Here is a 23,373-nt window from a genome sequence, read left to right on the forward strand (position 1 = left end):
GCAGGCCGCGCGTCATGGAGCCCGTGCGGGCTCCCCGTCTCGGCCGGTATCCGGGCTGGCGGCGGTCCGGCTCGCCTTCCCGCGCGACGACGCGCAGTGGCCCGCGCCCGCGTGCGACCTGCACGCGAAACGCGCCCGAGCCGGCCTGCGTCACGCGACGCGGCCGCTTACCGTTGCGGGGGCAGCGCAGGTTGGCGCGCGTGGAGCCCGCACCCTGCTTCCCGTTTAACCGCGCATCCTGCGCGCGAGCACCGAGGCGGCGCCAGTTTAGGAGCCGGTCGTGCAAGCGTCAAGGAAGCGTCCGGACCCGCGCGAGACGCACCCATTCGCGGCAAGAAGCAGGGGTGTTACGACTGGAAACGTTACAGATGTCAGATTGCGCGGTATTCCGCGCTAAAATGCTGGGTCTTTAGAGGACGCAGCAAATGCTCAACGAACTCGAAACCCTGTCTCAAAATATTGGCCGTCTGATTTCGCTGAACAAGCGCTATCACTCGGAACGGCTCGCGCTCGAGGAGCAGGTCGCGCAATTGCGCGCGGAAGCGGACACGGTCCGCGCGGAGCTCGCGCAGCTGCGCGACGAACGCAATGCGCTCGCGGCCGAGCGCGACACGTTGTCGGCGAAGATCGACGACGCCCAGGTGAAACTGAACGCGATTCTCGAAAAGCTGCCGCGCTCGAAGAGCGCGGAGCAAGCCGACAACCAGCTCGACCTGCTCGATGCGCAGGCGCGCACGGATGGCGATGACGCGGCCAGCCACGGAGAACATGCATGAGCACCAAGCAGATCGAAGTCTCGATTCTCGGTCAGGCCTATCGGCTCGCCTGTTCGGCCGAGACCGAAGCGGCGCTGCTCGAAGCGGTCGCGCGCGTCGACGCCGAAATGTCGAAAATCCGCTCGAACAGCTCGGTGCGCGGCACCGATCGCATCGCGGTGATGGCGGCGCTGTCGCTTGCATCGGAATTGCTGCGGCTGCAAACGAGCGTGCGGCACGGTGAAGCATTTCCGGCCGAGGAAATCCGTCGTACAATGCACCAGATGAACGAACAGCTCGGCGCGGTGCTCGCACAGCACGAGACGCAGTAACGTTTCAAACGATGTGTCGATTCCCCTTGATCTCGGCGGTCAACGGTGGTCAAATTGGCGCATCGAATCACAGTTCAGTCAGCTTCCCTGCCTGGTTCGCCAAGGTCATATATTCCTTGAACCAATGCCATGTGCACGGTTGCGGAAATTTGTAGCACGGGCGCGCGCGTCACTCTGTCTGATGTACCCGAAGTGCTGCTAACTGCGACCAATTCTGAACCTCAGGTTCAGGATGCCGGCCTAGCGGCCAAGGTGGGGGCCTATCCAACGGCATCGGGAACTCCCGATGCCGTTTCCTTTTTGAGGGCCTGCTTGCATGCGGCGCGCGCATGCAAGCAGGCCCTCATGCCCCTTCTGCGCCGATCACGACCATGCAATACTGGCTGATGAAGTCCGAACCGGACGAAGCAAGCATCGACGATCTCGCCAACGCACCGCAGCGCTCGCTGCCGTGGACCGGCGTGCGCAACTATCAGGCGCGCAATTTCATGCGCGACACGATGAAGATCGGCGATGGCGTGCTGTTCTATCACTCGAGCTGCCCCGAGCCAGGCATCGCCGGCCTCGCCGAAGTATCGTCGACGCCCTACCCCGATCCCACGCAGTTCGATCCGAAAAGCCCCTACTACGACCCGAAATCGACGCGGGAAGCGCCACGCTGGCTGCTCGTCGACGTGCGCTTCGTGAAGAAATCGCCGCTCGTGCCGCTCGCCGCGCTGCGCGAGCACGACGAGCTCGCCGACATGCGCGTGCTCGCGCGTGGCAACCGGCTGTCGATCACGCCCGTCACGCGCGCCGAATGGCGGTTCATCACCGAAAAGTTGATGAAGTAGGCACGCGCCAAAGGTCAAATCTGGTCAGTACACCCTGCCGTCACGGAACTCGCGGCACGTTCGCGCGGCCTAAGCAACCGCTGTCGGCCGATCGGGCCGGCTGTCGTTTTTTCGTCGCGCGGCACGCCCGCGTCGCGCACGCGTGATCCGCGTGCGCGCCCTCGCACAAGGAGTCCAACAATGACCAAGAAATCCGCACTCGCGCTGTCGCTCGCCCTCGCCGCCGCCGTCCCCGTCGCGCTGACGCTCGCGTCGCCCGCCGCACACGCCCAGACGGCGAACCCGCACTTTCCGGAGCCGGCGGGTGTGTTGTCGCTCTCGTCGCAGGCGAGCGCCGACGTACCACAGGACATCATCCACATCACGCTGTTCTACGAGCAGCAGGCCAAGGACCCGGGCAGCCTCACCGCGCAGTTGAACCAGCGTGCGGACGCGGCCCTGTCGCAGGCCAAGGGCGTATCGGGCGTCACCGCGCACACGGGCGCGTTCTCCGTGTATCCGAGCACCGATCGCGACGGCAAGATCTCCGCATGGCGCGGCCGCACCGAGGTCGCGCTCGAATCGCGCGATTTCGCCGCGGCGTCGAAGCTGGCAGGCCAGTTGTCGAACCTGATGCAGGTCGCGAACGTCGAGTTCTCGCTGTCGCCGGAAGCACAGCGCGCGGCCGAGCAGAAGCTCACGACCGAGGCGATCAAGTCGTTCCGCGCCCGCGCGGACGAAGCCGCGAAGGCGTTCGGCTACAGCAGCTACACGATCCGCGACGTGAACGTCGGCAGCGGCCGCAACGTGCAGCCGTACCCGCGCATGATGGCGATGGCCGCGGCGCCGATGGACAGCGCGAAGATGAGCGCGCCGATCGCGGTCGAAGGCGGCAAGGCCACCGTGTCGGTCACCGTCAACGGCTCCGTGCAGATGAAGTAACGCGCATCGCGCAGTCGCCGAAACGCAAAACGCCGGCCCGAGGGCCGGCGTTTTTCATGCGCATCCGGTATCGATGCTCGCGCCGATCGCGCGTGCATCGATACCACGTCATGCAGCCACCTCGTGCAGCCGCCTCATGCGGCCGCATTCGCGTTCGCCGCGCGGCGGCGATACGCCCAGACCATCATCGCGATACCTGCGACGATCATCGGCAGCGACAGCCACTGCCCCATCGACAAGCCGAGCGCCAGCAGACCGAGGAAGTCGTCGGGCTCGCGCGCGAACTCGACCGTGAAACGTGCGAGGCCGTAACCGATCAGGAACAGCGCCGATATGGCGCCCATCGGCCGCGGCTTGCGCGCGAACAGGAACAGCACGAAGAAGAGCGCGATACCTTCGAGCGCGATTTCATAGAGCTGCGAAGGATGGCGCGGCAGCATCTGGTATTGCATGAACACGTCGGCGAGATGCCACTTCTCGACGAGTTCCGGATGTTTCGGCAGCCATGCCGCATCGTCGCGCATCGCGCCCGGGAACAGCATCGCCCACGGCGCCGTCGGATCGGTCACGCGGCCCCACAGTTCACCGTTGATGAAATTGCCGAGCCGCCCGGCCGCGAGCCCCGTCGGCACCATCGGCGCGACGAAATCGGTGACCTGCAGCCAGTGCCGCTTGCGCTGCCACGCGAACAGCGCCATCGCGAGCGTCACGCCGAGGAAGCCGCCGTGAAACGACATGCCGCCTTCCCACACCTTGAACACGTCGAGCGGATGCGAGAAGTAGAAATCGGCCTTGTAGAACAGCACATAGCCGAGCCGGCCGCCGAGCACGGTACCGAGCACGCCGTAGAACATCATGTCGTCGATGTCCTTCGCGGTCCAGCCCTGCGCCGCGACGTGCGGCAGCTTCAGGCGGATCCGGCCGACGACGATCGCCGCGATGAAGGCGACGAGATACATGAGGCCGTACCAGCGCACGGCCAGCGGCCCGAGATGGATCGCTACGGGGTCGAAATTCGGGTGAATGATCATGGGTTAGCGAAGAAGTTTTCGAATACGGTGCGGCCGTCGCACACATGCAGGACCGCGCATTGGACGGCGATCGCGCGCCGTCGTTCACGTCACGTGGCGAGGCCCTGCGCGCGCACGACGTCGATGAAGCCGGCGAGCACGGGGCTCACGTCGCCGGTGCGCCACACGAGGCCCGTCTCGACGACCGGCGCAACGCCGGCAAGCGGCCGGTAGACCACGCCGGTGCGCCGCAGGTTACGCAGCGATTGCGGCACCAGTGCGACGCCCATGCCGGCCGACACGAGGCTGACGATCGTCTGCATCTGGATTGCCTCCTGGCCGATGCGCGGGGTTTCCCCCGCCGCGCCGTAGCAGCCCGTAATGATGTCATAAAAGCCGGGCGCCAAACGACGCGGAAAGATCACGAGCGGCAACGCGGCGACCTCGGCGAGCTGCACGGGCGCATCCTCGGGCGCGTCGGACGCCCCGGCCGGCATCGCGACCACCAGCGGCTCGCGCACGACGGGCAGGTACGACAGGCCGGCCGCATGACGCGGCGGCACGGGCGGAATCACGAGCCCGGCGTCGATGCGCCCGGCGACGAGTTCGTCGATCTGCACGTCGCTCGTCGCTTCCGCGAGCTGCAGCCGCACCTGCGGATAGCGCGCGCCGAATGCGCGAAGCAACGACGGCAACAGCCCGTAATCGGCGGTCGACACGAACGCGAGCGACAGCGAGCCGGCCTCGCCGCGCGCGAGCCGCCGCGCGAGCGGCGGCAGCGCATCGGCCGACGCGAGCAGCCGGCGCACGTCCGGCAGCAGCGCCGCGCCGACCGCCGTCAGCGCCACCGAGCGCTTGGTGCGCACGAACAGCGCGACGCCGAGCGCATCCTCGAGCGCGCGGATCGCCTGCGACAGCGGCGGCTGCGTCATCGACAGGCGCTCGGCCGCGCGGCCGAAATGGCGCTCGTCGGCGACGGTCGCGAAATAGCGCCACTGGCGCAGGTCGGGCGTGGGTTCGGCCATGTTCAACTCATTCGCAAAACGACTTAATAGGCTATGAATAATATATTGGACATCCCAAACCGGACACTCCATTCTTGACCGATCCGAACCGGCACGCCGTTCGCGCCGGCGTCGCCAAAACTACGATGGAGCTCCCCATGTCGTACAACCGCCGCTCTAAAAACATCACGCAAGGCGTGGCCCGTTCGCCGAACCGCTCGATGTATTACGCCCTCGGCTACCAGAAGGACGATTTCGACAAGTCGATGATCGGCATCGCCAACGGCCATTCGACGATCACGCCGTGCAATTCCGGCCTGCAGCGGCTGTCGGACGCGGCCGTGGAGGCCGTGAAGGCGGCCGGCGCGAATCCACAGATCTTCGGCACGCCGACGATTTCGGACGGCATGTCGATGGGTACCGAAGGCATGAAGTACTCGCTCGTGTCGCGGGAAGTGATCGCCGATTGCATCGAAACCTGCGTGCAGGGCCAGTGGATGGACGGCGTGGTGGTGGTCGGCGGCTGCGACAAGAACATGCCGGGCGGCATGATCGCGCTCGCGCGCCTGAACGTGCCGGGCATCTACGTGTACGGCGGCACGATCCGCCCGGGCAACTGGAAAGGCCGCGACCTGACGATCGTGTCGTCGTTCGAGGCCGTCGGCGAATTCACCGCGGGCCGGATGTCGCAGGAGGATTTCGAAGGCGTCGAGAAAAACGCGTGCCCGACGTCGGGTTCGTGCGGCGGCATGTACACCGCGAACACGATGAGCTCGTCGTTCGAGGCGCTCGGGATGTCGCTGCTGTATTCGTCGACGATGGCGAACCCCGACCAGGAGAAGGTCGATTCGGCCGCCGAATCGGCGCGCGTGCTGGTCGAGGCGGTGAAGCGCGACCTGAAGCCGCGCGACATCATCACGAAGCAATCGATCGAGAACGCGGTGTCGGTGATCATGGCCACCGGCGGCTCGACCAATGCGGTGCTGCACTATCTCGCGATCGCGCACGCGGCCGAGGTCGACTGGACGATCGACGACTTCGAGCGCATCCGCAAGCGCGTGCCGGTGATCTGCGACCTGAAGCCGTCGGGACAGTACGTCGCGACCGACCTGCACCGGGCCGGCGGGATTCCGCAGGTGCTGAGGATCCTGCTCGATGCGGGGCTGCTGCACGGCGACTGCATGACGATCACCGGCCGCACGATCGCCGACGAACTGAAGGACGTGCCGGCCGTGCCGCGCGCGGACCAGGACGTCATCTTCCCGATCGACCGTGCACTGTACAAGGAAGGCCATCTGGCGATCCTGAAGGGCAATCTCGCGGAAGACGGCGCGGTCGCGAAGATCACCGGCCTGAAGAACCCGGTGATCACGGGCCCGGCGCGCGTGTTCGACGACGAACAGAGCGCGATGGACGCGATCCTCGGCGACCGGATCCGCGCGGGTGACATCCTCGTGCTGCGCTACCTCGGCCCGCAAGGCGGCCCGGGCATGCCGGAAATGCTCGCGCCGACCTCCGCGATCATCGGCAAGGGGCTCGGCGAATCGGTCGGCTTCATCACGGACGGCCGCTTCTCGGGCGGCACCTGGGGCATGGTGGTCGGCCACGTCGCGCCGGAGGCATTCGTCGGCGGCACGATCGCACTGGTGCAGGAAGGCGATTCGATCACGATCGACGCGCACCGGCTGCTGCTGCAACTGAACGTCGACGATGCGGAACTCGCGCGCCGTCGCGCCGCATGGCAACAGCCGGCGCCGCGCTATACGCGCGGGGTGCTCGCGAAATTCGCGGCGCTTGCCCGGCCGGCGAACCAGGGGGCGGTCACAGGCTGATACGGGGCGCGCATTGCATACGACCCCGATAAACGGGGCGGCCGGGGAACGCGCAAAACGTGCTTCCCCTTTGCTTCTATAATGCGCGGACCATGAAGCCGGCCGTCCCCGCCGGCGGAGAACCGCATGAAACAGACGATATTGCGCGTGCTGCTCGCCACGCTGCTGACCGGCAGCGCGGCGGCGGCCCGTGCCGACCAGGCCGGCGGGCTCGCGCTGGCGCAACGCAAGAACTGCATGGCCTGCCATGCCGTCGGCAAGCCGCTGATGGGGCCGTCGTTCCACGACATCGCCGGCAAGTACGCGGCGCGCGGCGACGCCGTCGATTATCTGGCGCAATCGATCGTGAAAGGCAGCGTCGGTGTATGGGGCAGCGTGCCGATGCCCGCCAATACGCAACTGACGAGCGCCGAAGCGCACACGCTTGCCCAGTGGGTGCTGTCGGTACGCTGACGCGGATACCCGCGCGGCGTGCCCATGCCGTGCAGGGCGTCGCAGGCCGGCGGCCCTGACCGGCGGACCGGCGCCTCACCGCCGGCTTCGCAGGCCCTTACCCAGCCGCTCCCTCTTTTTCACCGTCGCGAACGATGGCCGTTCAGCCGGCATGCCCGGCGCGACGACGGGCGATTTCTTCATCGACCGCATCGCGCACCCAGTCCATCACCTCGGTTTCCAGTGCGAGTGCGACTTCGCGCGTGACCTGGCCGACCAGCCAGGCCGAATGTTCATGCAGCGCATCGCGACAACGCGCTTCGATGGCCTCGCGCCCCGCCCCGGTCAGATAGTTCGTCAGGCGATGGCGCAGCCGTTCGGCGATGTGCTGCGCATCCTCGGGCGTGAGCGCGGCCGCGGCGGGTGCGTCCGGCAGCGGTGCGGTGCCCGACGGCCCCGCGTCCAGCACTGCCGTCTCGGGCGCGTGCACGGCCGCCTCGCGCGCAATCGCGGCGAACGTGGGCTGCGGCAACCCCTCATCGACCAGCGACGAGCGCAGCGGCGCCGTCATCGCCGCCGCCTCTTCGGCAACCACGTGCCCGGCGGCGCCCGGTTCGGCCGGCGCATCGGTCTCGCCCGCGTCCGCAGGCGTCACCACGTCTCCCTGCAACTCGACAGCCGGGACGTGCGGCGTCGGCACGGGTTCGACGACGACGGATTCGGGGTCGGCTTCGGTTTTCGGGGCAGCCGGCGCGGCGCCTGCGCCGGGGACGATCACGTCGGTGAGCACCGGAATCGCCGCGCTGTCGTGCGGCAGGGGTGCGGCCGACGCGGACACGGCGGCCGATGCGGACGAGCGAGCCGGCGCCGGCTTGCCCGGCACCAGCACGTCGGTCAGCGTCGGGATCGAGGATGAATCGGCTTCTGTCACGGGAACACTCCGTCGACGGTTGCGGCTAGCCGCCCTGCTTGTAATTGTTCAGCGCGTAGCCGCGGTCGCGGTAGAACCGGTAGCGGTCGCGGCCCGCGGCCAGCTCGTCCGGCGCGTTGCCGACCACTTCGAGCAGGCGCTCGAAGCGGGCGAACTGCGCGGGCACGGTCGCGCCGAGGTTCAGCAGCACGTGGTGATGCGGCGCGCGATCGAGATCGGCGGCCAGCACGATCGGCGTGCCGGCTGCGTGCTCGCTGTCGACGCCGCAATGCGGGATGAAATCGAGCGGCGAGAACGTCCAGAGCCGCTCGTCGAGCGCGCGCAGGCGCGCGGGCTCGGCGAGCACGACGACCGGCTGCCCGGCCTGATAGGCCTTGCGCAGCAGCCGGCACGCATACGCGAGCGAATCGCCGACGTTCGAGTGGAAATCGATCCGCGTCATTGCCCGCGCACCCGCTGCGTCGTCGGTACCGCCATCACTGGCCGGCGCGATCGATCAGGAACTGCGCGAGCAGCGGCACCGGACGGCCCGTCGCGCCCTTCGCGGCACCGCCCTTCCATGCGGTGCCCGCGATGTCGAGGTGGGCCCACGGATAGCTCTCCGTGAAGCGCGACAGGAAGCACGCCGCGGTCACGGCGCCGGCCGGACGCCCGCCGATGTTCGCGAGATCCGCGAAATTCGACTTCAGCTGCTCCTGGTACTCGTCGTCGAGCGGCATGCGCCATGCCGGGTCGTTCGCCTCGCGCGACGCGTCGAGCAGTTCGCCCGCGAGCGCGTCGTTCGTCGAGAACAGCCCGCTGTTGTGGGCGCCGAGCGCGATCACGCACGCGCCCGTCAGCGTCGCGACGTCGATCACGGCGGCCGGCTTGAAGCGCTCGGCATACGTGAGCGCGTCGCACAGGATCAGGCGGCCTTCGGCGTCGGTGTTCAGCACCTCGATCGTCAGCCCCTTCATGCTGGTGACGATATCGCCCGGCTTCGTCGCGTTGCCGCCCGGCATGTTCTCGCAGGTCGGCACGATCGCGACGACGTTGATCTTCAGGCCCATCTCGGCGACCGCGCGGATCGTGCCGAGCACCGAGCCCGCGCCGCACATGTCGTACTTCATCTCGTCCATGCCCTCGCCCGGCTTCAGCGAGATGCCGCCCGTGTCGAACGTGATGCCCTTGCCGACCAGCACGACCGGCGCGGCCTTCGCGGCGGCGCCCTGATAGTGCAGCACGATGAATTGCGGCGGCTCGACCGACGCGCGCGCGACCGACAGGAACGACCCCATCTTCAGCGCCTGGATCTGCTTGAGCCCGAGGACTTCGGCCTTCAGGCCCCAATCCTTCGCGATCTTCTTCGCGGTGTTGCCGAGATAGGTCGGCGTGCAGACGTTGCCCGGCAGGTTGCCGAGATCGCGGGTGAGATCCATCCCGTTCGCGAGCGCGACCGCCTGCTTGATCGCGACCTTCGCGGCCTTCTCGTCGGCCGGGTCGACGCTGAACACGACGCGCTTGAGCGTGTGCGACGCCGGTTCCGGCTTGCTCTTCATCTGCGTGAAGCGGTAGGTCTCGTTGCGCAGCGCGAGGATCGCGGCGCGCACGCCCCAGTCGGAGCTGCGCTCGTCGACCGGCAGCTGCGCGAGCGAGAACGTGACCTGGACGACCTTGGTCGCCAGCAGCGCGCGCCACGCGGCGGTGACCGCGTCGTTGTAGGCTTTCTGATTGAAAGCATCCTGCTTGCCGAGCCCGACGAGCAGCACGCGCGACGCGCCGATGCCCGATACTTCGTGCAGGAACAGCGTCTTGCCGCGCTTGCCGTCCATGTCGCCGGCCTTCACCACGCGCGAGATCAGCCCCTTGGTGGCCGTGTCGATGTCGAGCGCCGCGCCCGACAGGGTCTGCGCCTCGAAGATGCCGAGCACGATGCAGTCGGACTTCCCGGTCAGGAACCCCTTGGCCTCGCCTTTGCTCCAATCACAGCCTTTTATGCTAAAGTCCATCGCGCTTGTCCTCGGATAAAATCTGGGCTAAGGATGAAAGCCGCAATTATCCGCTATTTTTCCCGTGGCGGCGCGAGCGCTCCACCACGCGTGCGCAGCCTCCCGCCCTCTTCTCATCAAGAATGATCTTCGAACGCTCCCTCCAGCGCGAGCTTGCGTATACGGCTGGCGCCGTGTTCATGGTGCTGCTCACGATCATGCTCACGACGATGATGATTCGCATCGTCGGCTACGCCGCGTCCGGCGAAATCGATCCGCGCGACGTGCTCGTGCTGATCGGCCTGACCGTGATCGGCTACCTCGCCGTGATGCTCGTCGTCACGCTGTTCGTGTCCATCCTGTTCGTGCTGACCCGGTGGTACCGGGACTCCGAAATGGTGGTGTGGCTCGCGTCGGGCGTGAGCCTTACGCGCCTCATCAAGCCGATCGGCGTGTTCGCCACGCCGATCATCCTGCTGATCACCTTCTTCGCGTTCGTCGGCTGGCCGTGGTCGAACCAGCAGAGCAAGATGATCAAGGCGCGCTTCCAGCAGCGCGACGAGATCTCGCTGCTCGCGCCCGGCCAGTTCCGCGAATCGGCCGCGAATCATCGCGTGTTCTTCATCGAGAAGATGTCGCCCGACCAGAGCAAGGTGCAGAACGTATTCGTCACGTCGACGGAAAACGGCAAGCTCAACGTGGTCGTGTCGCAGACGGGCCACACGGAAACCTCGAAGGACGGCGATCGTTTCGTCGTCCTCGAGGACGGCCGCCGCTACGACGGCACGCCCGGCCAGCCGAACTTCAAGATCATGGAGTTCGAGCGCTACGGCGTGAAGATCACGAGCAAGCCGGTCGTCAACGTGCAGACCACCAACAGCACGCCCACGCCCGACCTGCTGCGCAACCCGACGCGCGACAACCTCGCGGAATTCGCGTGGCGCGCGGGGCTGCCGCTGATCGCGATCAACCTGATGGTGCTCGGCATCCCGCTCTCGTACCAGAACCCGCGCCGCAGCCGCACGATCAATCTCGTGATGGCCGTGCTGATCTACCTCACGTACTCGAACCTGCTGAACGTCGTGCAGGCGCAGATCGAGCAGGGCAAGATGTCGTTCGGCGTCGGCCTCGTCGGGCTGCACGTGCTCGTCGCGGCGATCGTCGCGTTCATTTTCTGGTTGCGCGTGCGCAATCGTCCGTTGTTGACACGCGCGCTGTTCGGCCGCTCGGGAGCATGATCGATGCGGCTCTATGAAAAGTACTTCGCGCGACAGATCTACGTCACGTTCATCTTCATCCTGTTCGCGTTCTCCGGCCTGTTCTTCTTCTTCGACCTGATCAGCGAGCTGAACTCGGTCGGGCACGGCAACTACAAGTTCGGCTACGCGGTGCTGCGCGTCGCGCTGCAGACGCCGTCGCGCTTCTACGAGATCATCCCGGTCGCCGCGCTGATCAGCGCGATCTACGTGTTCGCGCAGATGGCCGCGAACTCGGAATTCACGATCTTCCGCGTGTCGGGCCTCGCGACCAACCAGGCGCTGCGCTCGCTGCTGAAGATCGGCGTGCCGCTCGTGATCGTCACCTACCTGATCGGCGAATTCGTCGGGCCGTACGCGGATCAATTGTCCGAGCGCGTGCGGCTGCAGGCGCTCGGCGCGTCGGTGTCGTCGAACTTCCAGTCGGGCGTGTGGGTGAAGGACACGCTCGCGGCCCGCGAGAACGGCGAGCAGGTCACGCGCTTCGTCAACGTCGGCAGCCTGTCGCCCGATTCGACGATCAGCAACGTGCGCATCTACGAATTCGATTCGAAATTCCAGCTGCAGAACGTGCGGATCGCGCAGACCGGCCGCTACGAGCCGCCCGGCCACTGGCTGCTGACGGGCGTGACCGAAACCGAGCTGACGCCGATCAAGCCGGTCAGCGGCCAGCCGGCCGATGCGCTGAACCCCGTGTACCGGTCGCAGCAGGTGTCGCTGCCCGAATACCGGCTGCGGTCCGACCTGACGCCGCAGATCCTGTCGGTGCTGCTCGTGTCGCCGGAGCGCATGTCGATCATCAACCTGTTCCGCTACATCCAGCACTTGCGCGAGAACCAGCAGGACACGCAGCGCTACGACATCGCGCTGTGGCGCAAGCTGCTGTATCCGTTCGCGGTGTTCGTGATGCTCGTGCTGTCGCTGCCGTTCGCGTACCTGCACACGCGGGCCGGCGTGGTCGGCGTGAAGGTGTTCGGCGGCATCATGCTCGGCATGAGCTTCCAGCTGCTCAACACGCTGTTCTCGCACATCGGCACGCTGAACACGTGGCCCGCGCCGCTGACCGCCGCGACGCCGGGCCTCATCTATCTCGCGCTCGGCCTGTTCGCGCTCAAGTGGGTCGACCGGCACTGAGCGCCGCGTCGCGACGGAGGCTTCGACATGCATTCGCACGGTATCGTCCTGTTCGGCCACGGCGCCCGCGACCCGCGCTGGGCCGAGCCGTTCGAGCGGCTCGCCGCGCGGCTGCGCGGCGCCGGCTCCCCCGCCACGCAGGTGTCGCTCGCGTTCCTCGAACTGATGACGCCGTCGCTCGGTGAGGCCGTGGCCGCGCAAGCCGCGGCCGGCTGCACGCGCATCACCGTGGTGCCGGTCTTTTTCGGCCAGGGCGGCCATGTGCGCCGCGATCTGCCGCAACTCGTCGACGCATGCCGCGCCGCGCATCCGGGCGTCGACATCCGCTGCGCGACAGCCGTCGGCGAAGACGACGGCGTGCTCGACGCGGTCGCGCGCTATTGCGTCGACCAGATCGATCGCGACGCGTGAGCGAAGCGGCGAGCCGTAGCGGCGAGCCGTAGCGGCGAGCCCAAACAAAAAAGCGCTGGCTTCGGTAGCCAGCGCTTTTTTTTCACCTATCGGACCCATCGCCGCATCGCCTGTCACGCGGACCACTCCGCCGACTCAAGCGGCATTGCGCAACGCGTCGCCCTCTTTCGCGATCCGTACGCGTTCGGCGAACGCATCGCCGATCATCAGCAGGCTCGGTTCGGCCGGGTCGAGCCACGCCTGCGCGTCGCCCGCGGCCATCTGCGCGAGCGTCAGCGTCAGCGTGCGCTCGCGCGCGGTGCTGCACGCCTCGACGATCGCGACCGGCGTCGCGGGTGCACGGCCCGCGTCAATCAGCTGCTGTGCGATGCCGGGCGCGCTGTCGCGGCCCATGTAGTAGACGATCGAATCGGCGCGCGCGGCCTCGCGGATCTCGTCGCTGCCCGGTGCGCGGCTGTGCGTCGCGAACGCGACGCTGCGCGACACGCCGCGCAGCGTCAGAGACCGCTTCAGCGTCGCCGCGCCGGCCAGCGCCGCGGTGATGCCCGGCACGACCTCGTAGTCGATGCCTGCCGCCTCGAGCGCGCGCATTTCCTCTTCCGCGCGGCCGAACAGCATCGGATCGCCGCCCTTCAGCCGCACGACGCATGCATGCTCGCGCGCCGCATCGACGATCTGCTTGTTGATGAAATGCTGCGCGGTCGAGCGCTGCCCGCAACGCTTGCCGACGGCGATCTTGCGCGCGTTCGGCGCGTAGTCGAGCATCGCCGGCTCGACGAGCGCGTCGTGCAGCACCACGTCGGCCTGCTCGAGCAGCCGCATGCCGCGCACCGTGATGAGGTCCGCGGCGCCCGGCCCTGCTCCGATCAGATACACCTTGCCCATGTTTGTCGCTTCGCTAGTCGTGCTCATGCGGATGCCGGCCGGCGCGCGCCGCCGCGTGGGCGGCGCTGAACGCCGGTCATGCCGCTCATGCGCGTTATGCCGAGAACGCCCGGATCATGCCGGCGGCGACCGTGTGATGCGTCGCCTCGTCGATCAGCACGAACGCGCCCGTACCGGGATGCGCATCGTACGTGTCGCAAACGATCGGCTTCTGCAGCGTCAGCGCCACGCGGCCGATGTCGTTCATCTTCAGTTCCTGACGGTCGGTCGCGTGCGACAGCGTATGCACGTCGAGCACCTGCTTGACCGCGCCGATCTTCGCGAACACCGTGCTGGTGGTCTGCTTCAGCAGGTACTTGCGCTGCGGCGACAGCGGCGCCTCGTCGAACCAGCACAGGTCGGCCTCGAGCTTCTTCGCCGGCTCGACCGGCTCGGCGGTCGTGACGAACATGTCGCCGCGCGACACGTCGACGTCTTCCTCGACGCGAATCGTCACCGTCTGCCCCGCGAATGCATGCGGCACGGCCGCGGTGCCGCCCGGCACCGGTGCGATGATCTCGGCGACCGTCGCGGTGCGGTTCGACGGCAGCACGACGATCGTATCGCCGACCTTCACTTCGCCCGACTCGATCCGGCCCATGTAGCCGCGGAAATCGTCGGCCGAGCTGCCGTCCTGGCGCGCGACCCACTGCACCGGGAAGCGCAGCGCGTCATGCGCCTGCGTCTCGACCGGCAGCGACTCGAGCACGTCGAGGAGCGGCTCGCCCGCGTACCACGGCATGCGCTCGCTCGCGCCGACGATGTTGTCGCCCTTGAGCGCCGACACCGGCACGAAGCGCACGTCGGTCAGGCCGAGCTGCTTCGCGAGCGCGACGTACGCATCGCGGATCTCGTTGAAGCGCGCCTCGCTGTAGTCGACGAGGTCCATCTTGTTGATCGCGACGATCACGTGCTGCAGCCCGAGCAGCTTGACGATCGCGCTGTGGCGCTTGGTCTGCGGCAGCAGATCGGCGACGCCGTTCTCGATCGTCACGCGCGTCGCGTCGATCAGGATGATCGCCGCGTGCGCGGTCGACGCGCCCGTGACCATGTTGCGCGTGTACTGCTCGTGCCCCGGCGTGTCGGCGATGATGAATTTGCGCTTCGCGGTCGCGAAGTAGCGGTACGCGACGTCGATCGTGATGCCCTGCTCGCGCTCGGCTTCGAGGCCGTCGGTCAGCAGCGCGAGGTCGAGTTCGTCGCCGACCGTGCGCTTGTTCTTCGCGCGCGACAGCGCGGACAGCTGGTCGGACAGCACGGCCTTGCTGTCGTACAGCAGGCGGCCGATCAGCGTGCTCTTGCCGTCGTCGACGCTGCCCGCGGTGATGAAGCGCAGCACGCCGAGGTCTTCGGTGTTCTCGATGATGCTCATGATGTGAATGTCCTCGTGTGCTTCAGAAATAACCTTGCTTCTTGCGCTGTTCCATCGCGGCTTCGGACGCCTGATCGTCCATCCGGGTCGCGCCGCGCTCGGTGATCTCGGTCACCGCCGTCTCGGCGATGATCTTCTCGACGTCGTCCGCGTCGCTCTCGACCGGGCACGTGCAGCTGATGTCGCCGACCGTGCGGAAGCGCACCTGCGCGAGCTCGCTCGTCTCGCCGTCACGCATCGGCGTGAGCGGCGTGACCGGCACGAGCAGCCCGTTGCGGCGCACGATCTCGCGCTGGTGCGCGTAGTAGATCGACGGCAGTTCGAGGTTCTCGCGCGCGATGTACTGCCACACGTCGAGTTCGGTCCAGTTCGAGATCGGGAACACGCGCAGATGCTCGCCCTTGTGCAGGCGCGCGTTGTACAGGCTCCACAGTTCCGGGCGCTGGGCTTTCGGATCCCACTGGCCGAATTCGTCGCGGAACGAGAAGATGCGCTCCTTCGCACGCGCCTTCTCTTCGTCGCGGCGCGCGCCGCCGATCAGCGCCGTGTAACCGTGCTGCTCGATCGTCTCGAGCAGCGTGACGGCCTGCGCGGCATTGCGCGAATCGGTCTCGCGGCGCAGCACGACCGTGCCGCGCTTGATCGAATCCTCGACGTGGCCGACCACGAGCTCGGCGCCGAGCTCCTGCGCACGGCGGTCGCGGAAGTCGATCACTTCCTCGTAGTTGTGGCCCGTGTCGATATGCACGAGCGGGAACGGCAGCGTCGTCTTGCGGTTCGCGCCGAGGCCGAACGCCTTCAGCGCCAGATGCAGCACGACGACCGAATCCTTGCCGCCCGAGAACAACAGCGCCGGCTTGCTGCATTCGGCCACGAGTTCGCGCAGGATGTGGATCGACTCGGCTTCGAGCCAGTCGAGGTGGCCCATGCGGCTGTCGGCGCCGGCGGGCGGGGCAAAGGCGGATTGCTCGAGCGTCGTGCTCATGATTTCAGTCCTTCTCTTCTGGGTTCGTGCCGCCCGCTGTCGCGGGCGGCGCAATATTCGGTTTCTTGTCGGCTTTCAGTGCGCGGCGCCGGCGTCGGCATTCGCGGGAATCGGCGTGATCGTCGTGACGTGCAGCCCGCATTCCTTCGTGTCGCGCGACTCCCACCACCAGCGGCCCGCGCGGCTGTCCTCGCCGGGGCGGATCGCCCGCGTGCACGGCTCGCAGCCGATGCTCGGATAGCCGCGCGCATGCAGCGGGTTGACCGGCACGTCGAACGCGTCAAGGTACGCCCACACGTCGGCTTCCGTCCAGTCGGCGAGCGGGTTGTACTTCGCGATCCCGCGCGCTTCGTCCTGTTCTTCCTCGTGCAGCTCCGCGCGCGTGACCGACTGCTCGCGACGCTGGCCCGTCACCCACGCGCCGACGTCGGCCAGCGCGCGGTTCAGCGGCTCGACCTTGCGGATATGGCAGCACGACTTGCGCAGCTCGACGCTCTCGTAGAACGCGTTCAGGCCGTGCTCGGCCACATACTGGTCGACCGCGTCCTGCCGCGGGTGGAACTGCTCGATCTCGTAGCCGTAGCGCTCGCGCACGCGGTCGATCATGCCGAGCGTTTCCGCGTGCAGGCGGCCCGTGTTCAGCGAGAAGATGCCGATCGGCACGCCCTTCGACAGGATCGCGTGCGTGAGCAGCATGTCTTCCGCGGCGAGGCTGCTCGCGAACTTCACCTTGTCGTGACGCTCGCCGATGCGCGCGAGCAGCGCGTCGAGGCGCTCGACCTTCGCGGCGAGTTCCGGCGTCAGCGCGGTGGCGGTCGCGGTGCTCATGCGCTCACCTTGGTGTCGGCCGCGGCCGCGCGGCGGCGGAACAGCGGCGCCGGCTCGTCGAACGCGCCCTGGTAACGCTGCGTGAATTCCGTGAACGCGTTCAGCGCGTCGTGGATGTCCTTGTCGGCCCGCACCGCGAATGCGTCGAAGCCGCAACGCGACATGTACAGCAACTGGTCGCGCAGCACGTCGCCGATCGCGCGCAGCTCGCCGGTCCAGCCATGCCGCTCGCGCAGCAGGCGCGCGATGCTGTAGCCGCGGCCGTCCGCGAAGCGCGGGAAGTCGACGGCGATCAGCGAGATCGCGCCGAAGTCGGCCACGAGATCGGCCGGTTCGCTATCCGGCGCGAGCCACACGCCGAGTTCGTCCTTCGTCTTCGCGGCGACGAGCGCCGCGCGCTCGGCCTGCCACAACGCGAACGGCACCAGCACCTTGCCGGCCGGCAATGCGTCGACCGCGGGCAGCGTACCGTCTTCCGCCGCGCGCACGACCTGCCATGCGTCGTCGATCACTGCGCGGTTCTTGATAATCGAAGCCATCTGCAAATTCCTTCTACCCGGTTGGTTACGCGTTCACTGCCTGGCGCGCCGCATACACGCGCTCCTTGAACGGCGCGATGCCGATGCGATCGTACGTATCGACGAAGCGCTCGCCGTCGATGCGTGCCTCGACGAACGTATCGATCAGCTTCGCGATCACGTCGGGCACTTCTTCCGCCGAGAACGACGGCCCGATCACGCGGCCGAGGCGCGCGCCGTTGCGGCCCGTGCCCTGCTCGCCGCCGAGCGACACCTGGTACCACTCGGCGCCGTCCTTGTCGACGCCGAGGATGCCGATGTTGCCGACGTGGTGGTGACCGCACGAGTTCATGCAACCGGAAATGTTCAGCGACAGGTCGCCGAGGTCGTACACGTAGTCGAGATCGTCGAAACGCTGCTGGATCGCCAGCGCGATCGGGATCGACTTCGCGTTCGCGAGCGAGCAGAAGTCGCCGCCCGGGCACGCGATGATGTCGGTCAGCAGGCCGATGTTCGGCGTCGCGAAACCGGCCGCCTTCGCCTTTTCCCACAGCGCGAACAGGTCGCGCTTCTTCACGTTCGCGAGAATCAGGTTCTGCTCGTGCGACACGCGCAGCTCGCCGAACGAGTACGCGTCGGCCCAGTCGGCGACCAGATCCATCTGCGCGTCGGTCGCGTCGCCCGGTGCCACGCGGTGATCCTTCAGCGACAGCGTGACGGCCGCATAGCCCGGCACCTTGTGCGGCGCGACGTTACGCTCGACCCAGCGCGCGAACGCCTTGTTCTCGAGCAGGTGCTGTTCGAACGACGCGTCGGTGTCGGCCAGCTTCTCGTAGACGGGCGGCTGGAAGTACCGCGACACGCGGTCGAGTTCGGCCTGCGTGAGCGTCGACGGGCCGTCCTTCAGGTGCTGCCACTCTTCCTCGACCTGCTGCGCGAACTTCGCCGGCGACAGCGCCTTCACGAGGATCTTGATCCGCGCCTTGTACAGGTTGTCGCGGCGGCCATAGCGGTTGTACACGCGCAGCACGGCTTCGCAGTAGGTGAGCAGGTGCTGCCACGGCAGGTCTTCCTTGATCACCGCGCCGACGATCGGCGTACGACCGAGGCCGCCGCCCGCGAGAATGCTCGCGACCACCTCGCCCTGCGCGTTCTTCTTCAGGTACACGCCGAGGTCGTGGATCTGCACGGCCGCGCGGTCATGCTTCGAACCCGACACCGCGATCTTGAACTTGCGCGGCAGCCACGCGAATTCGGGATGGAACGTCGACCACTGGCGCAGGATCTCGGCCCACGGGCGCGGATCGATCTCTTCGTCCTGCGCGACGCCGGCGAACTGGTCGGCCGTGATGTTGCGGATGCAGTTGCCCGACGTCTGGATGCCATGCATCTGCACCGACGCGAGCTTCGCGAGGATCTCGGGCGTGTCCTCGAGCTGGATCCAGTTGAACTGGATGTTCGAGCGCGTCGAGAAGTGGCCGTAGCCGCGGTCGTGCTCGCGGGCGATGCGCGCGAGCATCCGCAGCTGGTCGCTGCGCAGGTTGCCGTACGGAATCGCGATGCGGTGCATGTACGCGTGGCGCTGCATGTACAGGCCGTTCTGCAGACGCAGCGGACGGAACTCGTCTTCGCTCAACTCGCCCGACAGCCGGCGGCGCACCTGATCGCGGTACTGCGCGACGCGTTCGTCGACGATCGTCTGGTCGTATTGGTCGTACTGATACATTCGGGGACCCCAGGGTTTTCGTGGTGACCGCGCGACGTCCTAGCCACGTCGCGCCCGAATCTCCGTTCCGTCGTCACCGCCGCCAACCGCTGCCGGCTGGATTGCTAATGACGAAAACAGATATCCATATTTGAAAAACTCCGGTGAATCGTAATAAACTCGCCTTATATTTCAAACGACTAAAAAATTCTGTTGATATGCGGAAGGGTTATAAATGAACCTGCACCAATTTCGCTTCGTGCGCGAGGCCGTCCGGCAGAATTTCAACCTCACCGAGGCCGCCAAGGCGCTCTACACGTCGCAGCCGGGGGTATCGAAGGCGATCATCGAGCTCGAGGACGAGCTGGGCGTCGAGATCTTCACGCGGCACGGCAAGCGCGTGCGCTCGCTCACCGAGCCGGGGCGGATCATCCTTGCATCGGTCGAGCGGATCCTGCAGGAAGTGGAAAGCCTGAAAAGGGTCGGGAAGGATTATGCGGCGCAGGATCAGGGCAATCTGACCATCGCGGCGACCCACACGCAGGCCCGCTACTCGCTGCCGGCCGCGATCGCCGAATTCAAGAAGCGGTTCCCGAAGGTCCACCTGTCGATCCTGCAGGGCAGCCCGACGCAGGTGGCCGAGATGGTGATTCACGACCAGGCCGATCTCGCGATCGCGACCGAGGCGATCTCCGACTACAAGGAGCTCGTGTCGCTACCCTGCTTCCAGTGGCATCACGCGGCCGTCGTGCCGGCCGACCACCCGCTGCTCGAACGCAAGCCGGTCACGCTGGACGATCTCGCGCAATACCCGCTGATCACGTACGACGACGCATTCGCCGGGCGCAAGAAGATCAATCATGCGTTCGCGCTGCGCGGGCTGTCGCCGGACATCGTGCTCGAGGCGATCGACGCCGACGTGATCAAGACCTATGTCGAGCTCGGACTCGGCGTCGGCATCATGGCCGACATCGCGTTCAATCCCGAGCGCGACCGCGGCCTGCGGCTGATTCCGGTCGGCCACCTGTTCGGCAGCAACGTGACGCGCGTCGCGCTCAAGCAGGGCGCCTACCTGCGCAGCTATGTGTATACGCTGGTCGAGCTGCTGTCGCCGACGCTGAACCGCAAGCTGATCGAACAGGCGCTCAAGGGCGAATCCGAATCGTACGAGCTGTAAGCGCGCCCAGGCCCCGAGGGGCTCGGCAGAACCCGGGGCGGCCCGGCGTTTTCTCGAGCCCGCGTGTATAAACACAGGGGGCGCATATCGCGCCCCTTTTTGCTGCCCGACGGAGATTCCCGCATGACGCTTCCCGCCCTGCCACGGCTTCCCGCTTCGTTGCGCCGCGCCGCCGGCGCCGCCCTCGTGCTGGCCTGCGCGGCCGCGCATGCCGACCTGAAGGTCGGCGTCGACCTGTCGTCCACCGGCCCGGCCGCCGCGATCGGCATCACGAGCAAGAACGCGATCCTGATGTGGCCGAAGACGATCGCCGGGCAGCCCGTGCAGGTCACGGTGCTCGACGACGCGTCCGACCCGGGCAACGCGGTACGCAACATCCGCAAGCTGGTCGACGAGGATCACGTCGACGTCGTGGTCGGGCCGAACATCACGCCGGCCGCGCTCGCGGCGCTCGACGCGGTGGCCGCCGCGCAGACGCCGATGATCACGCTGGTCGGCTCCGGCGCGATCGTCGAGCCGCAGGAAGGCGCGCGGACCTGGGCGTTCAAGATGGCGCAGGGCGACCGTGCGATGGCCGACGTGATGACGCGCTACATGGCCAACCACGGCGTGAAGACGGTCGGCTTCATCGGCTTCGCGGACAGCTACGGCGACAGCTGGCTCAACGAATTCACGCGCTTCGCGGAGCTGCGCAAGATTCGCGTGGTCGCGACCGAGCGCTTCAACCGCACCGACGCGAGCGTCACGGGCCAGGCGCTGAAGCTCATCGCGGCGAAGCCCGATGCGATCCTGATCGCGGGCTCGGGCACGCCGGCCGTGCTGCCGCAGCGCACGCTGATCGAGCGCGGCTACAAGGGGCCCGTCTACCAGACCCACGGGATCGCGACGCCGGAATTCATCAAGCTGGGCGGCAAGGACGTCGACGGGACGCTGTTCCCGACCCAGCCGGTCGTCGTCGCGCGCACGCTGCCGGCCGACCATCCGGCCCGCCAGGCCGCGCTCGCGTTCGTCGACGCGTACGAGGCGAAGTACGGCGCCGGCACGGTCACGCAGTTCGCGGGCGACGCGGCGGGCGTGTACCCGCGCCTGGCCGATGCGGTCGGCCGTGCGTTGAAAACCGCGCAGCCCGGCACGCCCGCGTTCCGCACGGCGCTGCGCCGCGAGCTCGAACGCGCGCACGAACTCGTCGTGCCGAACGGCGTCGTCAATACGAGCGACAAGGATCACGTCGGGCTCGATCAGCGCGCGAGCGTGATGGGCGTCGTGAAGCAGGGTCGCTTCGTCTACCTGAGCCAGTGACTTGCGTGCGGATGCCGGGCAGCTTGCCCGGCATCCGGTTTTCCGCCATAATTCGCGTTTAGCCGCGTACGACCATGCGCGGCCAGGATCAAGCCCAGGTGGTGAAATTGGTAGACGCAGGGGACTCAAAATCCCCCGCCGCAAGGCGTGCCGGTTCGATTCCGGCCCTGGGCACCATGACATAGTTCCGGGAAATTCCCGGAAGTCCCAAAACCCGCGACAGCACAAGGCTTCGCGGGTTTTTTCATTCCGGCAAAGTGCCGTGTGGTGCGTAGACAGCCGGGGGCAAGCGGGGGCAACATTGGGGGGCAACCCAACCGAAATTGCCTTACCTGTTAGGAGTTGCCCCCGTGCCATTAACCGATACAGCCATCCGGAACGCCAAGCCTGCCGACAAGCCCGTGCGCCTGTTCGACGGAGGCGGCCTTTATCTGGAAATCGCCCCGAGCGGGGGCAAGTGGTGGCGCCTCAAATACCGATTTGGGGGCAAGGAAAAGCGCTACTCGCTCGGCGTCTACCCGGAAGTTACATTGGCGACCGCGCGGAAGAAGCGCGACGAAGCCCGCGAAAAGCTCGCTGCCGGCATCGATCCGGGTGAAGCGAAGAAGGCGGAAAAAAGGGCCAGCCTGCTCGCGGCCGCCCATTCGTTTGAGGTTGTCGCCCGTGGCTGGATGGCCGAGCGCAAGACGACCGTGGAGCCAGCGCAGCATGCCAAGACGCTCGCCCGCATGGAGAACGATGTATTCCCATGGCTCGGCAAGCGCCCTATCGCTGAAATCGACGCCCCGGAGATACTGGCCGTGCTGAAGCGCGTAGACGGGCGTGGAGCCAGATTTACCGCCCATCGCATCCGCAGCGAGATTAGCCGGGTATTCCGCTACGGCATCAAAGAGGGGCACTGCAAGGCCGATCCGGCCCGCGATCTGGTAGATGCAATCCCGCCCGCGCAGACAACACACTTTGCCTCGATCACTGAGCCGGAGAAAGTGGGCGAGATGCTTCGCGCGTTCGACGGCTTCACCGGCACGTTCCCGGTTCTCTGCGCGCTCAAGCTAGCCCCGATGCTGTTCGTTAGGCCGGGCGAGTTGCGGAAGGCAGAATGGGCGCAATTCGACCTCGACAAAGGCGAATGGCGCTATTTCGTCAACAAAACGAAAACGGATCACCTTGTTCCGCTGGCCGCGCAGGCTGTCACGATTTTGCGCGAGCTTCACGCCCTGACTGGCGAAGGCGTCTACGTGTTCCCCGGTGCTCGCGACCGAAATCGGCCGATGAGCGAGGCCGCTATCAATGCAGCCCTTCGTCGGCTCGGCTACGACACTCGCACCGAGATTACGGGTCACGGCTTCCGGGCAATGGCACGGACGATCCTGCATGAAGAGTTGGAGGAAAAGCCGGAAGTGATCGAGCACCAACTAGCGCATACCGTCCCTGACAGCCTTGGGCGGGCGTACAACCGAACAAAATTCATCAAGGCACGACGTTCGATGATGCAACAGTGGGCGGACTACCTCGACAAGCTCAAAGCCGGGGCGGAAATCATCCCGATCGCGGCGGCAAGATAGACCCGTGCCGCCACGCGTATGACCCCCTTGCGGCGCGCCTCCCACCGATTTTTCAGAGTTGGCACCGCACTGTCGGTCCCGTGCATGTCGGTATGAATATGACCCCCCTTAGGCGCGCCGAGAGTAGGAAAAACACGCGGGTGTGAGCCCCCGCGTCTTTGCCCTAGACGCAGGGTCCCCCG

The 23,373-nt window shown here is 66.7% G+C and carries 23 protein-coding genes, 1 tRNA gene, 1 other RNA gene and 1 riboswitch; of the genes, 14 read left to right on the top strand and 11 right to left on the bottom strand.

Annotated features, from left to right (window positions below):
* Positions 1-23 precede the first annotated feature (23 nt).
* Positions 24-271, bottom strand: a riboswitch (cobalamin riboswitch).
* Between the two features lie 154 nt (positions 272-425).
* The 5 genes from CFB35_RS12800 (at position 426) to CFB35_RS12820 (ending at position 2,841) form a co-directional block, all read left to right on the top strand.
* Positions 426-776, top strand: coding sequence for an ATPase (locus CFB35_RS12800; protein WP_006478092.1), 351 nt, complete (start codon positions 426-428; stop codon positions 774-776).
* Positions 773-1,087: a cell division protein ZapA gene (locus CFB35_RS12805; RefSeq protein ID WP_011352906.1), complete on the top strand. Its 315-nt coding sequence runs from the start codon at positions 773-775 to the stop codon at positions 1,085-1,087. Before CFB35_RS12800 ends, CFB35_RS12805 begins: the two co-directional genes overlap by 4 nt.
* A gap of 81 nt (positions 1,088-1,168) precedes the next feature.
* A non-coding RNA gene (gene ssrS, locus CFB35_RS12810) (6S RNA) lies at positions 1,169-1,350 on the top strand.
* Between the two features lie 108 nt (positions 1,351-1,458).
* On the top strand, positions 1,459-1,920 hold the full coding sequence (locus CFB35_RS12815) for an EVE domain-containing protein (protein WP_059576737.1): 462 nt from the start codon (positions 1,459-1,461) through the stop codon (positions 1,918-1,920).
* A gap of 180 nt (positions 1,921-2,100) precedes the next feature.
* Entirely contained in the window at positions 2,101-2,841 is a 741-nt protein-coding gene (locus tag CFB35_RS12820; protein WP_059576741.1) for an SIMPL domain-containing protein, read from the top strand.
* A 134-nt stretch (positions 2,842-2,975) separates the two neighbouring features.
* On the opposite strand, the gene lgt is transcribed toward CFB35_RS12820, so the two are convergent.
* Positions 2,976-3,872: a prolipoprotein diacylglyceryl transferase gene (lgt, locus tag CFB35_RS12825; protein WP_059576743.1), complete on the bottom strand. Its 897-nt coding sequence runs from the start codon at positions 3,870-3,872 to the stop codon at positions 2,976-2,978.
* Positions 3,873-3,961: 89 nt separating this feature from the next.
* The gene (locus tag CFB35_RS12830) at positions 3,962-4,876 is read right to left on the bottom strand and encodes a LysR substrate-binding domain-containing protein (RefSeq protein WP_059646287.1); all 915 of its coding nucleotides are present in this window, start codon (positions 4,874-4,876) and stop codon (positions 3,962-3,964) included.
* A 137-nt stretch (positions 4,877-5,013) separates the two neighbouring features.
* On the opposite strand from CFB35_RS12830, the gene ilvD reads away from it, so the two are divergent.
* Positions 5,014-6,687 (top strand): dihydroxy-acid dehydratase, encoded by a 1,674-nt coding sequence (gene ilvD, locus CFB35_RS12835; protein WP_089465062.1) that lies wholly within the window; start codon positions 5,014-5,016, stop codon positions 6,685-6,687.
* Between the two features lie 126 nt (positions 6,688-6,813).
* Positions 6,814-7,140 (top strand): c-type cytochrome, encoded by a 327-nt coding sequence (locus CFB35_RS12840; protein ID WP_059576751.1) that lies wholly within the window; start codon positions 6,814-6,816, stop codon positions 7,138-7,140.
* A 142-nt stretch (positions 7,141-7,282) separates the two neighbouring features.
* Here CFB35_RS12840 and CFB35_RS12845 read toward each other — a convergent pair whose 3' ends face one another.
* From CFB35_RS12845 to CFB35_RS12855, 3 genes are read right to left on the bottom strand one after another with little or no spacing between them, the layout of a single operon-like run.
* The gene (locus tag CFB35_RS12845; protein ID WP_089465063.1) at positions 7,283-8,050 is read right to left on the bottom strand and encodes a DUF2486 family protein; all 768 of its coding nucleotides are present in this window, start codon (positions 8,048-8,050) and stop codon (positions 7,283-7,285) included.
* Between the two features lie 25 nt (positions 8,051-8,075).
* Positions 8,076-8,492, bottom strand: a complete 417-nt coding sequence (locus CFB35_RS12850; RefSeq protein ID WP_006484796.1) for a DNA polymerase III subunit chi — start codon at positions 8,490-8,492, stop codon at positions 8,076-8,078.
* 34 nt (positions 8,493-8,526) lie between these two features.
* On the bottom strand, positions 8,527-10,038 hold the full coding sequence (locus tag CFB35_RS12855; RefSeq protein ID WP_060010213.1) for a leucyl aminopeptidase: 1,512 nt from the start codon (positions 10,036-10,038) through the stop codon (positions 8,527-8,529).
* Positions 10,039-10,160: 122 nt separating this feature from the next.
* Between CFB35_RS12855 and lptF the strand changes: the two genes are divergently transcribed.
* The 3 genes from lptF to CFB35_RS12870 are packed head-to-tail and all read left to right on the top strand — an operon-like array spanning position 10,161 to position 12,818.
* Entirely contained in the window at positions 10,161-11,255 is a 1,095-nt protein-coding gene (gene lptF / locus CFB35_RS12860; protein WP_059576759.1) for an LPS export ABC transporter permease LptF, read from the top strand.
* 3 nt (positions 11,256-11,258) lie between these two features.
* Entirely contained in the window at positions 11,259-12,407 is a 1,149-nt protein-coding gene (gene lptG / locus CFB35_RS12865) for an LPS export ABC transporter permease LptG (RefSeq protein WP_059576762.1), read from the top strand.
* Positions 12,408-12,434: 27 nt separating this feature from the next.
* Positions 12,435-12,818: a sirohydrochlorin chelatase gene (locus CFB35_RS12870; RefSeq protein ID WP_059576764.1), complete on the top strand. Its 384-nt coding sequence runs from the start codon at positions 12,435-12,437 to the stop codon at positions 12,816-12,818.
* 135 nt (positions 12,819-12,953) lie between these two features.
* On the opposite strand, the gene cobA is transcribed toward CFB35_RS12870, so the two are convergent.
* From cobA to CFB35_RS12900, 6 genes are all read right to left on the bottom strand, one after another.
* Positions 12,954-13,703 (bottom strand): uroporphyrinogen-III C-methyltransferase, encoded by a 750-nt coding sequence (gene cobA, locus CFB35_RS12875; RefSeq protein WP_059576768.1) that lies wholly within the window; start codon positions 13,701-13,703, stop codon positions 12,954-12,956.
* Between the two features lie 94 nt (positions 13,704-13,797).
* On the bottom strand, positions 13,798-15,114 hold the full coding sequence (locus CFB35_RS12880; RefSeq protein ID WP_059576771.1) for a sulfate adenylyltransferase subunit 1: 1,317 nt from the start codon (positions 15,112-15,114) through the stop codon (positions 13,798-13,800).
* Between the two features lie 22 nt (positions 15,115-15,136).
* Complete coding sequence (gene cysD, locus CFB35_RS12885; RefSeq protein ID WP_059576774.1) at positions 15,137-16,099, bottom strand: sulfate adenylyltransferase subunit CysD; 963 nt, start codon at positions 16,097-16,099, stop codon at positions 15,137-15,139.
* Positions 16,100-16,174: 75 nt separating this feature from the next.
* Positions 16,175-16,927 carry a phosphoadenylyl-sulfate reductase gene (locus CFB35_RS12890; protein WP_059646263.1) on the bottom strand — a complete coding sequence of 251 codons (753 nt, stop codon included), beginning with the start codon at positions 16,925-16,927 and terminating at the stop codon, positions 16,175-16,177.
* A complete protein-coding gene (locus CFB35_RS12895) occupies positions 16,924-17,466 on the bottom strand; it encodes a DUF934 domain-containing protein (protein WP_059576779.1) in 543 nt (180 codons plus the stop codon). Before CFB35_RS12895 ends, CFB35_RS12890 begins: the two co-directional genes overlap by 4 nt.
* Positions 17,467-17,491: 25 nt before the next feature.
* The gene (locus CFB35_RS12900; protein ID WP_089465064.1) at positions 17,492-19,171 is read right to left on the bottom strand and encodes a nitrite/sulfite reductase; all 1,680 of its coding nucleotides are present in this window, start codon (positions 19,169-19,171) and stop codon (positions 17,492-17,494) included.
* Between the two features lie 214 nt (positions 19,172-19,385).
* Between CFB35_RS12900 and CFB35_RS12905 the strand changes: the two genes are divergently transcribed.
* From CFB35_RS12905 to CFB35_RS12920, 4 genes are all read left to right on the top strand, one after another.
* The gene (locus CFB35_RS12905; RefSeq protein WP_027785173.1) at positions 19,386-20,327 is read left to right on the top strand and encodes a CysB family HTH-type transcriptional regulator; all 942 of its coding nucleotides are present in this window, start codon (positions 19,386-19,388) and stop codon (positions 20,325-20,327) included.
* Positions 20,328-20,450: 123 nt separating this feature from the next.
* Complete coding sequence (locus tag CFB35_RS12910) at positions 20,451-21,626, top strand: ABC transporter substrate-binding protein (protein ID WP_089465065.1); 1,176 nt, start codon at positions 20,451-20,453, stop codon at positions 21,624-21,626.
* A gap of 92 nt (positions 21,627-21,718) precedes the next feature.
* A tRNA-Leu gene (locus tag CFB35_RS12915) sits at positions 21,719-21,803 on the top strand.
* A gap of 173 nt (positions 21,804-21,976) precedes the next feature.
* Positions 21,977-23,191, top strand: a complete 1,215-nt coding sequence (locus tag CFB35_RS12920; RefSeq protein WP_089446242.1) for an integrase arm-type DNA-binding domain-containing protein — start codon at positions 21,977-21,979, stop codon at positions 23,189-23,191.
* Positions 23,192-23,373 lie beyond the last annotated feature (182 nt).

The organism is Burkholderia sp. AU16482, assembly GCF_002223285.1.
GTDB classification, from domain to species: Bacteria; Pseudomonadota; Gammaproteobacteria; order Burkholderiales; family Burkholderiaceae; genus Burkholderia; species Burkholderia semiarida.

What these genes read in the sequence shown, in the direction of transcription:
- CFB35_RS12800 (WP_006478092.1), top strand. Translation starts at nt 426, where the DNA reads ATGCTCAACGAACTCGAAACCCTGTCTCAAAATATTGGCCGTCTGATT.
- CFB35_RS12805 (WP_011352906.1), top strand. Translation starts at nt 773, where the DNA reads ATGAGCACCAAGCAGATCGAAGTCTCGATTCTCGGTCAGGCCTATCGG.
- CFB35_RS12815 (WP_059576737.1), top strand. Translation starts at nt 1,459, where the DNA reads ATGCAATACTGGCTGATGAAGTCCGAACCGGACGAAGCAAGCATCGAC.
- CFB35_RS12820 (WP_059576741.1), top strand. Translation starts at nt 2,101, where the DNA reads ATGACCAAGAAATCCGCACTCGCGCTGTCGCTCGCCCTCGCCGCCGCC.
- lgt (WP_059576743.1), bottom strand. Translation starts at nt 3,872, where the DNA reads ATGATCATTCACCCGAATTTCGACCCCGTAGCGATCCATCTCGGGCCG.
- CFB35_RS12830 (WP_059646287.1), bottom strand. Translation starts at nt 4,876, where the DNA reads ATGGCCGAACCCACGCCCGACCTGCGCCAGTGGCGCTATTTCGCGACC.
- ilvD (WP_089465062.1), top strand. Translation starts at nt 5,014, where the DNA reads ATGTCGTACAACCGCCGCTCTAAAAACATCACGCAAGGCGTGGCCCGT.
- CFB35_RS12840 (WP_059576751.1), top strand. Translation starts at nt 6,814, where the DNA reads ATGAAACAGACGATATTGCGCGTGCTGCTCGCCACGCTGCTGACCGGC.
- CFB35_RS12850 (WP_006484796.1), bottom strand. Translation starts at nt 8,492, where the DNA reads ATGACGCGGATCGATTTCCACTCGAACGTCGGCGATTCGCTCGCGTAT.
- CFB35_RS12855 (WP_060010213.1), bottom strand. Translation starts at nt 10,038, where the DNA reads ATGGACTTTAGCATAAAAGGCTGTGATTGGAGCAAAGGCGAGGCCAAG.
- lptF (WP_059576759.1), top strand. Translation starts at nt 10,161, where the DNA reads ATGATCTTCGAACGCTCCCTCCAGCGCGAGCTTGCGTATACGGCTGGC.
- lptG (WP_059576762.1), top strand. Translation starts at nt 11,259, where the DNA reads ATGCGGCTCTATGAAAAGTACTTCGCGCGACAGATCTACGTCACGTTC.
- CFB35_RS12870 (WP_059576764.1), top strand. Translation starts at nt 12,435, where the DNA reads ATGCATTCGCACGGTATCGTCCTGTTCGGCCACGGCGCCCGCGACCCG.
- cobA (WP_059576768.1), bottom strand. Translation starts at nt 13,703, where the DNA reads ATGGGCAAGGTGTATCTGATCGGAGCAGGGCCGGGCGCCGCGGACCTC.
- CFB35_RS12880 (WP_059576771.1), bottom strand. Translation starts at nt 15,114, where the DNA reads ATGAGCATCATCGAGAACACCGAAGACCTCGGCGTGCTGCGCTTCATC.
- cysD (WP_059576774.1), bottom strand. Translation starts at nt 16,099, where the DNA reads ATGAGCACGACGCTCGAGCAATCCGCCTTTGCCCCGCCCGCCGGCGCC.
- CFB35_RS12890 (WP_059646263.1), bottom strand. Translation starts at nt 16,927, where the DNA reads ATGAGCACCGCGACCGCCACCGCGCTGACGCCGGAACTCGCCGCGAAG.
- CFB35_RS12895 (WP_059576779.1), bottom strand. Translation starts at nt 17,466, where the DNA reads ATGGCTTCGATTATCAAGAACCGCGCAGTGATCGACGACGCATGGCAG.
- CFB35_RS12900 (WP_089465064.1), bottom strand. Translation starts at nt 19,171, where the DNA reads ATGTATCAGTACGACCAATACGACCAGACGATCGTCGACGAACGCGTC.
- CFB35_RS12905 (WP_027785173.1), top strand. Translation starts at nt 19,386, where the DNA reads ATGAACCTGCACCAATTTCGCTTCGTGCGCGAGGCCGTCCGGCAGAAT.
- CFB35_RS12910 (WP_089465065.1), top strand. Translation starts at nt 20,451, where the DNA reads ATGACGCTTCCCGCCCTGCCACGGCTTCCCGCTTCGTTGCGCCGCGCC.